Source organism: Haloleucobacter ellipsoideus (assembly GCF_052491725.1).
In genome coordinates this window covers 144329-155872 of sequence record NZ_JBQWAR010000021.1, presented here as the reverse complement: position 1 = coordinate 155872, position 11544 = coordinate 144329, and the positions used below count along the sequence as shown (strand labels likewise).

The 11544-nt window shown below is 65.2% G+C and carries 10 protein-coding genes; 3 read left to right on the top strand and 7 right to left on the bottom strand.

The features are described 5' to 3' along the window. Positions 1 to 159: 159 nt before the first annotated feature. The 7 genes from ACT6QG_RS15245 to ACT6QG_RS15215 all read right to left on the bottom strand — a co-directional run bounded on the left by ACT6QG_RS15245 (position 160) and on the right by ACT6QG_RS15215 (position 6956). Entirely contained in the window at positions 160 to 1458 is a 1299-nt protein-coding gene (locus ACT6QG_RS15245; RefSeq protein ID WP_444978439.1) for a bifunctional folylpolyglutamate synthase/dihydrofolate synthase, read from the bottom strand. A gap of 173 nt (positions 1459 to 1631) precedes the next feature. After that, positions 1632 to 2549 carry an acetyl-CoA carboxylase, carboxyltransferase subunit beta gene (gene accD, locus ACT6QG_RS15240; protein WP_444978438.1) on the bottom strand — a complete coding sequence of 306 codons (918 nt, stop codon included), beginning with the start codon at positions 2547 to 2549 and terminating at the stop codon, positions 1632 to 1634. Between the two features lie 242 nt (positions 2550 to 2791). Then, on the bottom strand, positions 2792 to 3619 hold the full coding sequence (gene trpA, locus ACT6QG_RS15235) for a tryptophan synthase subunit alpha (protein ID WP_444978437.1): 828 nt from the start codon (positions 3617 to 3619) through the stop codon (positions 2792 to 2794). Positions 3620 to 3663: 44 nt separating this feature from the next. Further along, positions 3664 to 4032, bottom strand: coding sequence for a hypothetical protein (locus ACT6QG_RS15230; RefSeq protein WP_444978436.1), 369 nt, complete (start codon positions 4030 to 4032; stop codon positions 3664 to 3666). Beyond that, a complete protein-coding gene (trpB, locus tag ACT6QG_RS15225) occupies positions 4032 to 5243 on the bottom strand; it encodes a tryptophan synthase subunit beta (RefSeq protein ID WP_444978435.1) in 1212 nt (403 codons plus the stop codon). The genes ACT6QG_RS15230 and trpB overlap by 1 nt, the downstream gene beginning before the upstream one ends. A gap of 13 nt (positions 5244 to 5256) precedes the next feature. After that, a complete protein-coding gene (locus ACT6QG_RS15220) occupies positions 5257 to 5916 on the bottom strand; it encodes a phosphoribosylanthranilate isomerase (protein WP_444978434.1) in 660 nt (219 codons plus the stop codon). A gap of 53 nt (positions 5917 to 5969) precedes the next feature. Continuing rightward, on the bottom strand, positions 5970 to 6956 hold the full coding sequence (locus ACT6QG_RS15215) for a complex I NDUFA9 subunit family protein (RefSeq protein WP_444978433.1): 987 nt from the start codon (positions 6954 to 6956) through the stop codon (positions 5970 to 5972). A gap of 289 nt (positions 6957 to 7245) precedes the next feature. On the opposite strand from ACT6QG_RS15215, the gene rpsT reads away from it, so the two are divergent. The 3 genes from rpsT to dnaN all read left to right on the top strand — a co-directional run bounded on the left by rpsT (position 7246) and on the right by dnaN (position 11505). Beyond that, positions 7246 to 7512, top strand: coding sequence for a 30S ribosomal protein S20 (gene rpsT, locus ACT6QG_RS15210; RefSeq protein WP_444978432.1), 267 nt, complete (start codon positions 7246 to 7248; stop codon positions 7510 to 7512). A gap of 1125 nt (positions 7513 to 8637) precedes the next feature. Continuing rightward, complete coding sequence (gene dnaA / locus ACT6QG_RS15205; RefSeq protein ID WP_444978590.1) at positions 8638 to 10110, top strand: chromosomal replication initiator protein DnaA; 1473 nt, start codon at positions 8638 to 8640, stop codon at positions 10108 to 10110. A gap of 276 nt (positions 10111 to 10386) precedes the next feature. Further along, positions 10387 to 11505 (top strand): DNA polymerase III subunit beta, encoded by a 1119-nt coding sequence (gene dnaN, locus ACT6QG_RS15200; RefSeq protein WP_444978431.1) that lies wholly within the window; start codon positions 10387 to 10389, stop codon positions 11503 to 11505. Positions 11506 to 11544 lie beyond the last annotated feature (39 nt).

Below are 11544 nucleotides of genomic sequence, written 5' to 3'. Positions count from 1 at the left end.
GCGCCCGGTGCCCCCATGTGCAGCCGGCCTCACAATGATACCCCGGCCCCCGAATCACCCGGACTGTAGCGGAGGGACAGAATCGGTTGAAGGGGTGGGACGAGGCTCATGTTGCACCGCGACGAAGGGATGGTGCCCTGTGCCCCAGCGGAAACACTCTTACCTCACCGGGGTGCCATTGGCCTCCAGCACGGCACCGGCCAGATAAAGCGAACCGCAGATCAGCACGCGCGGCGGCAATGTTCCCGGGGCCACCGTCAGGCTGCCCAGGGCCTCGCCAACCCCGGCGGCCACCCGCACGGGAATGCCCAGATGGGCGGCAATCCCTGCCACCTCTTCGGCCGGGCGGCCGGAATGCTCCGCCGGCATCGGCACGGCGATGACCTCCCGCGCCAGCCCCCGGAAGGAGGCCAGAAAAGCCTCCGAATCCTTGGTGGTGAGCATGCCCAGAACCAGCACCAGAGGCCGGGGCGCACGCTCCTCCAGCTCACACAGGGCATGGGCGAGGGCGGCCCCGCCAGCAACATTATGACCGCCATCCAGCCACACCTCGGCCCCTTCCGGCGCCCGCGCCACCAGCCGGCCTGTGGAAAGGCGCTGCATGCGCGCCGGCCATTCGGCGGCCGGAATGCCGGCCTCCATCGCCACGCCCGGCACCCTGAGATGGCGCAGCGCGGCCACAGCCAGCCCGGCATTCTCGATCTGGTGTGGCCCCATCAGGCGCGGACGGGGCAGGTCCAGCAGTCCATCCTCATCGGAATAGACAAGCCGCCCCCCCTCCTCCTGCACATGCCAATGCTCATCGCGCACGAACAGCGGCGCATGATTGCGCCGGGCCACCCGCTCCAGAACAGCCAGCGCCTCGGGCGGCTGCGCGCCGATGACGACCGGCACGCGGGGCTTGATGATGCCCGCCTTCTCGTTCGCTATCGCCTCTATGGTGCCGCCCAGAAACTCCACATGATCAATGGAGACGGGGGTGATGACACTGACGGCCGGAGCCTCCACCACATTGGTGGAATCATAGCGCCCGCCCAGCCCCACCTCCAGCAGCAGCACATCTGCCGGATGCTCGGCAAACAGCAGGAAGGCGGTGACGGTGGTGATCTCGAACAGGGTGATGGGCGCACCCGCATTCACCTCCTCCACCCGGCGCAGCGCATCCGCCAGCACCTCATCGTTCACCAGCGTGCCGCCAAGGCGAATGCGCTCATTGAAGCGCACCAGATGCGGGGAGGTATAGACATGCACGCGCTGGCCGGCAGCCTCCAGCATCGCCCGCATGAAGGCAATGGTCGACCCCTTGCCATTGCTGCCCGCCACATGCACCACCGGCGGCAGGCGCTTTTCGGGATGCCCCAGCGCGGCCAGCAGATTCTCGGTGCGCCCCAGAGACAGGTCGATCTTGCGGGGGTGCAGATTCGTGAGACGGCTCAGGATGTCATCGGGGTTCAGCATGGCAGACCAGATTTCGGGCCGGGCGGAAAGAGCGCGCTTTCAGCGCCGGGCGCATCAGGATTCAGGGGGCGGGCAAGATACAAAAAGACCGGGATGTCGCCCATCCCGGCCCATGATCCACAGGTCAGTCCCGGCCCTGCCGCCCATGGGCGGTGTGGCCGGGCCAGCGCATCTCACGCATCGTCCTGCGCAACATTTCCGGAGGGCGCGGGGCCCGTGAGCCGGCCCTGCGGCGGCAGCGCCGGGGCCTTCATCATCAGCCGGCACAGGCGGCCCAGCGTCTCGCGCATCTGGTGGCGGTGCACCACCATATCGAGCATGCCATGCTCATAAAGATATTCGGCGCGCTGGAAGCCATCCGGCAGCTTTTCGCGGATGGTCTGCTCGATCACGCGCGGGCCGGCAAAGCCGATGAGCGCGCCCGGTTCGGAAATCTGCACATCGCCCAGCATGGCATAGGAAGCCGTGACACCGCCGGTGGTGGGGTTGGTGAGCACGACGATATAGGGCTTCCTCGTCTCGCGCAGTTCCTGAATGGCGGCTGTGGTGCGCGGCATCTGCATGAGGGAGAGAATGCCCTCCTGCATGCGCGCCCCGCCCGAGGCCGCGAACATGATGAAGGGGGTGCCCCGCTCGGCCGCGGTCTCCAGCCCTGTCACCACAGCCTCACCGGCCGCCATGCCCAGCGAGCCGCCCATGAAGGAGAAGTCCTGCACGGCAATGGTCACCGGCAGCTCTTCCAGCAGGCCGGTGGCCACCTTCACGGCATCCTGGGAGCCGGTCTTGGTGCGGGCATCCTTCAGGCGGTCGATATAGCGGCGCTCGTCGCGGAACTTCAGCGGATCGGTCACCACTTCCGGCAGCGGCACCTCCTCATAGGCGCCGTCATCGAAGGTGGCCTTCAGCCGGCGCACCGCATCCATGCGCATGTGATAGCCGGATGAGGGAATGACGTAGAGATTCGCCTCCAGATCCTTGTGGAACACCATCTGCCCGGTCTCCGGGCATTTCACCCAGAGATTTTCCGGCACTTCACGGCGGGCCAGGAAATCGCGGATCTTGGGGCGGACGACGTTGGAAATCCAGTTCACAGGCTTTTCTCCGGCGGCGAGCGGAATGTGCGGGCCAACAGCCACACCCTTCCAACTTCGGCCTTCTGGAGCCTTCCCGCCGCCAGCAGCACTGCGCAAGCGGAACGAACCCCCAGACTTGATCTATCAGCGCGGCAGGCCTGCAACGGCCAGCCCGCGTGTGTCAGGCGATCCCATCGCCCGAAACCGCACCATTGACAAGTCCGAGACGGCAAAAGTGCGGCGAAGAGGTGTATAAAATATCAGCGCTTCACACTGCGCACGGCTGTCGCCAGCTCTTTCACCAGTGCCAGAACCGAAGGCACGGTCTTCTCGGTTGCCCGCCCCTCGCCATCCAGCGTGTGGCGCACGGTTTCCACCAGAGCGGAGCCCACTACCACCGCATCCGCACCGGCGGCAATCGCCCGCGCCTGCTCGGGGGTCTTTACGCCGAAACCGACCGCCACCGGCAGGTCCGTATGGGTCTTGATGCGCGAAACGGCCGCGCCCACCACATCCGCATCCGGCGTCGCCGAACCGGTGATTCCGGTGATGGAGACATAATAGACGAATCCGGCCGTATTCTTCAGCACCACCGGCAGACGCTTCTCATCCGTCGTCGGGGTCGCGAGGCGGATGAAGTCCAGCCCGGCCTTCAGCGCCGGCAGGCACAGCTCGTCATCCTCCTCCGGCGGCAGATCCACCACGATCAGCCCGTCCACCCCCGCGGCGCGCGCATCGGCAAGGAAGCGCTCCACCCCATAGACATAGATGGGGTTGAAATAGCCCATCAGCACGATGGGGGTCTCATTCTCCCCGGCGCGGAACGCCTTCACCATGGCCAGCGTCTTCGCCAGGGACTGGCCGGCGGCCAGGGCGCGCAGGCCGGCGGCCTGAATGGCGGGACCATCGGCCATCGGATCGGTGAAGGGCACGCCAAGCTCGATGATGTCTGCCCCGGCCTCCGGCAGGCCCTTCAGCAGGGTGAGGAAGGTGTCTCCATCCGGGTCACCGGCTGTCACGAAGGTGACGAGCCCCGGGCGGCCCTCCTGAGCAAGAGCGGCGAAACGGGTGGCGATACGGGTGGTCATCAATCTCAAAGCCGTGGTTGCTCCCTGTCTCCAGGGAGGCGCGCTCATTCGGCGCTGGTGATAGTACAGGCGGCGGAGGTGGCCGATGTTGCGCCCAGCAGGCGCACCTGACCATAGCCGGTCTTGCCGGAGGGAATGGCGTAAAGCGGGGTGGAGGCGCTGCCGAGGGTTCTGCCCCTGTTCAGGAAGACGCACCGCACGACAACCTCATTCTGCTCCTTCGGGGTTGCGTTCTGCACCGAAACGGAAATGAACGCGCCGGCCTCATCCGTCTCCACCCCCTGGGAGGTGAGCGTGAGCTGGTTCTGCCCCACGCCGGCCCCCGCGCCCGCCGCACCGGCAAGGCTGAAGGCCATCAGGGCCGCACCGGCCCCGATCAGGCGTGGGAAAGAAAGCCCGGCGCGTTCTGGCATCACAAACGATCCCCGAGGATCTCGGCCACCTGCGGCACATCCTTGTCGCCCCGGCCGGACAGATTGACCACCATGAGATGGTTCTTGTCCCGCGTCGGCGCCAGTTCGATGGCCTTGGCCACCGCATGGGCCGATTCCAGCGCCGGGATGATGCCCTCAAGCCGGGTCAGAACCTGGAAAGCCTCCAGCGCCTCCATATCCGTGCAGGGCAGATAGGTGACACGGCCGACATCATGCAGATAGCTGTGCTCGGGACCGATGCCGGGATAATCCAGACCGGCCGAGATGGAATGCGCCTCGGTGATCTGCCCGTCATCATTCATGAGCAGATAGGTGCGGTTGCCATGCAGCACGCCGGGGCGGCCACCGGCGAGGGAAGCGGCATGCTCACCCGTCTCGATCCCGCGCCCGGCCGCCTCCACGCCGAAGATCTCGACCTCCGGCTCATCCAGGAATTCATGGAACAGGCCCATGGCGTTGGAACCGCCACCCACCGCCGCGACCAGCGAATCCGGCAGGCGCCCTTCCATCTCCATCATCTGCGCGCGTGTCTCGCGGCCGATGATGGACTGGAAATCGCGCACCATGCCCGGATAGGGATGGGGGCCGGCCACGGTGCCGATGCAATAGAAGGTGTCATGCACATTGGTGACCCAGTCACGCAATGCCTCGTTCATTGCGTCCTTCAGGGTGCGCGAGCCGGATTCCACCGGCACCACCTCGGCCCCCAGAAGCTTCATGCGGAACACGTTGGGCGCCTGCCGCTCCACATCCACCGCGCCCATATAGACCACGCATTTCAGCCCGAAGCGCGCGCAAAGGGTGGCGGTGGCCACACCATGCTGGCCGGCGCCGGTCTCGGCGATGATGCGCTCCTTGCCCATGCGCCGGGCAAGCAGGATCTGCCCCAGCACATTGTTCACCTTGTGGGAGCCGGTGTGGTTCAGCTCCTCGCGCTTGAGAAAGATCTTCGCCCCGCCCAGATGCGTGCTCAGCCGCTCCGCATAATAAAGCGGCGAGGGCCGGCCGACATAATGGGCGAGATAATCGGCCATGTCGGCATGGAAGGATGGATCAGCCTTCGCGGCCTTGTAGGCCTGCTCCAGTTCCAGAATGAGCGGCATCAGCGTTTCAGCGACGAAGCGCCCGCCATGAATGCCGAAATGGCCGCGCTCGTCCGGGCCGTTGCGATAGGAATTGAGAGCGTTCACGAAGCCTGCACTTTCAATGCGAGGGTTGAGCCACCGCCTGCCGGACCGCAGCCACGAAAGCGCGAATCCGCTCAGGCGATTTCATGCCGGGCGCATCCTCCACACCGGAAGATACATCCACGCCATCCACACGGACGGCGGCAAGGGCCTGCGACACATTGCCGGTATCCAGACCACCGGAAAGCATGACGGGGCGGCCGGCGTCAAGGCCAGCCAGCACATCCCAGTTGAAGGCCACGCCATTGCCACCTGGAAGAGCCGCATCCGGCGGGGGTTTGGCATCGAACAGCAGCCGGTCCGCCACCGCCGCATAGGCGGGCACCACCAGCAGGTCGTCCCGCGTGGCGACGGCAATCGCCTTCATCACCGGAAGGCCGAAGCGCGCGCGCACCTCGCCCACCCGTTCCGGGCTTTCAGAACCATGAAGCTGGAGGATGTCCGGCGCATAGGCGGCGATGACCTGCGCCAGCAGGGCATCATCCGCATTCACTGTCAGCGCCACCTTGCGCGCCCGCCCCGCGACCCGCGCCACCAGTTCAGGCGCGGCCTCAAGAGGCAGGTGGCGCGGACTTCTGGGAAAGAAGACGAAGCCGAGAAGATCCGCCCCCGCATCCAGCGCCGCATCCACGGCCCCGGCTGTCTTCAGGCCGCAGATCTTCACCTCCAGCGCCATTCCGCTCCCCCGTCCCGTCACATTTTCCATCCCGGATCATTGTCCGGAATGGATCAGGCTTCAAGCTGGGTGAACTGCCCGGCCTTGCGGAAGCGCCAGATATAGGTGGGCAGCACGATGGACACGGCCGCCGGCGTGATGCCGAAAGCGGAAAGGTCACGCCCTTCCGCGCGGGCAGCTTCCGAAACGACATTGTCCTTGCGCAGCATGGCCACCTGATCGGTGGTCAGGGGCGCGCCCGGAATCCACTGGGTGAGGCCCGCAACGAAGCTTGCCAGCCCGAAGGGAAGGTTGAGATAGCCGCGATCGGTGCCGATCTCGCGCTGGAGCAGATCCATCAGCTCACGGAAGCTGCGCACTTCCGGCCCGCCCAGCTCATAAATGGTGCCGGGGCGCGCATCCCCATCCACCACGCGCTGCACGACGCTGGCGACATCCCCCACAAAGACCGGCTGGAATTTGGTGACCCCGCCGCCGACCAGCGGCAGGAGGGGCGACATCCGCGCCATGGAGGCAAAGCGGTTGAAGAAGCGGTCATCCGGGCCATACATCAGCGAGGGCCGCAGAATCACCGCATCCGGCATCGCCGCGCGCACCGCCGCCTCACCCTCTCCCTTGCTGCGGCCATAGCCGGAAGGAGAAGAGGAATCAGCGCCGATGGCCGAAACATGCACCATGCGCACGCCGGCGGCGGCCGCCGCCTTCGCCACGGCCCTGGCGCCCTCCACATGCACGGAATCGAACTGCTGCCGGCCACCCTGGGCCAGAATGCCCACAAGGTTCACCACAACATCTGCCCCAGCCACCGCGCGGGTGATGGAATCAGGAAACCGCAGATTGGCCTGGATCGGCTCGATCTGCCCCACCGCGCCCATGGTGCGCAGGAAACCGGCCAGCTGCGGACGGCGCACGGCCACGCGAATCCGGTAGCCGCGCTGTGCCAGCGCGCGCACCACATGACGGCCGAGGAAGCCCGAACCGCCGAACACCGTGACAAGGCTGCCGCTCACCGGACGATCGCTTACCGCCACATCGCTCATGCCAGAACCCCCAGATCATCCTCCCGGCACGGGAGGGCCTGTTTATATAATAAATATAGAGTGCACATACGCGAAGGCGCGCGCAGGGTCCAGCTTCCAGAAGCAGGGAATGACAAAAGCGCGCAACACAAAGCCGCCTTCCATATTGACGCAAGCGCGCTTCACCCCTATAAGCCCGGGCACTCAGCGAGCGACAGCCGTCGCCCGCAGGTCAGCCATTTCAGCGATCGCCCGGAATCATCTCTCTCGAGATGCGCGCCGTGCACGCAAACCAAAGCAAGGACGGCCGATGGCCAATACGCCCTCCGCCAAAAAGGCGGTTCGCAAGATCGCGCGTCGTACGGATGTCAACCGCGCCCGTCGTTCGCGCGTGCGCACCTATCTGCGCAATGTCGAGAGCGCGATCAGCAGCGGTGATGTCGCCGCCGCGACCGCAGCCTTCAAGGCCGCCGAGCCCGAGATCATGCGCGCAGTCACCAAGGGTGTGCTGCACAAGAACACAGCGTCCCGCAAGGTTTCCCGCCTTGCAGCGCGTGTGCGCAAGCTCAGCGCCTGATATTTACTTTCTGATAGAAAGTATAGTGTAGAAAGGTCCGGTTCTCCGGGCCTTTTTCTTTGCCTCTTCCGGTGAAGCCGGCACAGGCGAGAATCGGGCCGGCCTGCCGTGAGAGGCAACGGGAGTCAAGCTTGCGGGCCATGTGCCTCCGCATCATACCGCTTTTCCGCGACTCTCAATCGCACAGAAAAAGAGGATGTATTTCAATCGGATAGAGGGTAAGCACGAGAAGCGCCACCGGGAATGCGGACCGTGCGGGCAAGCTCCGGCCTTCGCTTCCATGCGGACCTGAAAATGCCCCTGCCCTGCCGCTTTCTGGATTCTCACTGTTCCACCAGCGGTTTGCCGACTGATCGAAAGACAATGTGGAAAGGTTTGCAATTCTGGCTTGCCCCCGTAATCCCCCTTGCTCAGGGAAAGGCGTTGCACCCCCCGGAGCGGCTGTGTATGGTCTCTCTTACTCCGGGCGCGGCCCCGGAACTCCACTGACAGATCGAAGTGTTCAGTGCTCTTCGTGGATGAGGAGGGGTGTATTGTGACTTTACTTCTGCAGCGCACTCCAGTTGTCAGCCGCACCTCCACAGAACAGCAGACCGACTCTGCTGCACCTCTGCTGGAGATGTACATGACCCTCAACATCCGGCTGATATAGGAATCAGGGGATATCTGTTTCTTTTGGAAAGCCCTGGCACGGACGCCAGCGGCAGATGGGGCGGCGATGACTTCTCACTCAGTTTCAACACCGGATGCAGCACATTCCAGATCGCTCCCGCAATCCGGGACCTGCCTGTGCGCGTTCGGGGTGAGCGACAAGCCCCCTCATCCGGCCAGAGCCTTCTTTCCCGCGCGGGACAGCTGGCCTGAGCGCGATCCCGGCATAACCTCCGGCTGAGACCATCGTCCGATTACGTTTTCGTTTTTCTTGTCTTCAGAATCATAGACACTGCCAGATGCGCGCCCCACCCCCCGGAGCGTGCAAGGGTGAGGTGTCCCAATAAGGAACGCGCCATGCGCGGCAGAACAGCCATGCTCAAGCCCCAGCCTCATGAAGCCACATCGAACGGCGCCGCCTTCCGGGTCGGCATGCCCGCTCAGGCGCACATGGATGCTGACACGGGTACGGACATGGCGGATGATGCTTCTCCCTGGCAGCGGGTGCGCGAGCGTCTGCGCGAGGAGATTGGCGAAGAGAAGTTCTCCAGCTGGTTCGCCCGGATGGAAGTGGACGCCATGACAGGTGAGTCGGTGCATCTGTCCGTCCCCACCCGCTTTCTCAAGAGCTGGATCCAGGAAAACTATCTGCCGCGGATTTCCGAGCTGTTCACCGAGGAAAGTGGCGCCCGCCGGCGTGTGGACCTGTCCGTCCGCTCGGCCGTGGCCCGTCCGGTGGCGGTGAAGACCGCCGTGCGCCGTGAGGCTCCGGTGGCGGAACGTGCTGCGGCCCCCCGCCTGCGCGCTGTCGGCGCCGGGGCGACATCCGCCCCCCAGGCCGCCAGCAGCCCGGCCTCTTCCGCCTCCACCAATGCCAATACGCTGGCTGCCTCCGACATGTCGTCCGGCTCGCCGCTGGACCCGCGCCTGACCTTCGAGACCTTCGTGGTCGGCAAATCCAATTCCCTGGCTGCCGCGGCAGCCCGCCAGGTGGCCGCGGCCGCAAGCGGCGCAGCCCCGGTCTTCAACCCGCTCTATCTCCATGCCGCCGTCGGGCTGGGCAAGACCCATCTCCTGCAGGCCATTGCATGGGCCGGCGAGCAGCATGGCCGCCGCACCACCTATCTCACGGCCGAGCGCTTCATGTATGGCTTCGTGGCCGCGCTGAAGACCCACTCCGCCATCGCCTTCAAGGATGCGCTGCGCTCCATCGACACGCTGGTGATCGATGATCTCCAGTTCCTGAAGGGCAACAATCTGCAGCAGGAATTCTGCCATACCCTCAACGCCCTGCTGGATGGCGGGCGGCAGGTGGTGGTGGCGGCGGACTGCCTGCCCTCCGATCTTGAGCATCTGGACGAGCGGGTGCGCTCGCGCCTCGCCGGCGGCCTCGTGGTGGAGCTTGGCCCGTTGGAGGAAGAGCTGCGCCTGCAGATTCTCAAGAGCCGCTACCAGACCCTGACCGAGCAGCATCCCGGCTTCACCGTGCCGCTGCCGGTGCTTGAATTCCTCGCCCGTTCCGTCGGCCAGAGCGGCCGGGATCTGGAAGGCGCGCTGAACAAGCTGCTCGCCTTCAACCAGCTGACCGGCGAGCCGGTGACGCTGGAGATGGCCGAAAACGCGGTCAAGGACCTGATCCGCCCGTGCGATCCCAAGCGGGTGCGGGTGGATGACATCCTGCGCATCGTCGCCAAGCACTACAATGTCACCCGGGCCGATCTGCTCTCGCAGCGCCGCACCGCCAATGTGGTGAAGCCGCGCCAGGTGGCGATGTATCTGGCCAAGACGCTGACGCTGCGCTCCCTGCCGGAAATCGGCCGGCGCTTTGGCGGGCGGGACCACACCACCGTTCTGCATGCCGTGCGCAAGATCGACCGCCTGCTCGCCACCGACCGCTCGCTGGCGGACGAGATCGAGCTGCTCAAGCGCCTTGTGATGGAAGCCTGATCCGGCTTCCACTCCCCCCTGCGGGCGATCGGGCACAGGCCAATTTCAGATCCGGCCTTGCCATGAGCGCGGGCTGGCGGCAATGTGCCCGCCCCGGCTTCTGCTTCGGCGGAGGCCATGGCATGGGGCTGCTGATGGCACAAGCGGCCTGCATGCGCATCACCAAAGGGAACATGCCGCCTGTGGCGAATCTCATGTTCCATCCCTGAATTTGGAGGCGACCGCGCCGGGCCGCAGCAGGCCCTGCGGGCTCCAGAGCGAGAGAGTCTACGGGCCATGAAGGTTACCGTCGAGCGCGCCGAGCTTCTCAAGTCGCTCAGCCACGTGCACCGCGTCGTCGAACGGCGCAACACCATTCCGATTCTCGCCAATGTGCTCATCCGCGCCACAGGCTCCGGGCTGGAGCTGAAGGCCACGGACCTTGACCTCGAGGTGGTGGAAAGCCTGCCCGCCGAAGTCTCGCAGCAGGGCGGAACCACCGTTCCCGCCCATGTGCTCTATGACATCGTGCGCAAGCTGCCTGATGGCGCGCAGGTGCAGCTTGAGACCAATGGCGAGCAGGGCACGCTCACCGTGCGGGCCTCGCGCGCCCGCTTCTCCCTCCAGACCCTGCCGGAAACCGATTTTCCGGATCTGGCCGCCGGTGAGTTCGCCCACAGCTTCAGGGTGAAGGCGCTGGAGTTCCGCCGGCTGGTGGACAAGACCCAGTTCGCCATCTCCACCGAGGAGACGCGCTATTATCTCAACGGCATCTATCTGCATGTGGCGGAAAATGCCGGCTCCCCCACCCTGCGCGCTGTCGCCACCGATGGCCATCGCCTCGCCCAGGCGGAACTGCCCGCCCCCGTGGGCGCGGAGGGTTTGCCCGGCGTGATCGTGCCGCGCAAGACCGTGGCCGAAGTGCAGAAACTGCTGGAAGACAAGGAGGCGGAAGCCGCCATCTCCATCTCTTCCACCAAGATCCGCGTTCAGGTGGGGGCCATCGTGCTCACCTCCAAGCTGATCGACGGCACCTTCCCCGATTATGGGCGGGTGATTCCGCAGGGCAATGACAAGCTGCTGAAGGTGGACAAGGACGCCTTCGCCGCGGCGGTGGACCGTGTCTCCACCGTTTCCAGCGAGCGCGGCCGCGCCGTGAAGCTGGCGCTGGCGGAAGGCCGGCTGACCCTCTCCGTCAGCAATCCCGATTCGGGCAGCGCGACCGAAGAGCTGGAAGTGGACTACAGCGCCGATCCGCTGGAGATCGGCTTCAATGCCCGCTATCTGCTGGACATCACCAGCCAGCTTGAGGGCGATCTGGCGGAATTGCAGTTCGCCGATTCTGGCTCTCCCACTCTGGTCCATGATGCCAGCAAGGCAGATTCGCTCTATGTGCTCATGCCCATGCGGGTGTGAGGCGCGCGGAACGGCCTGAACCCGATATGGCCTGTCGCT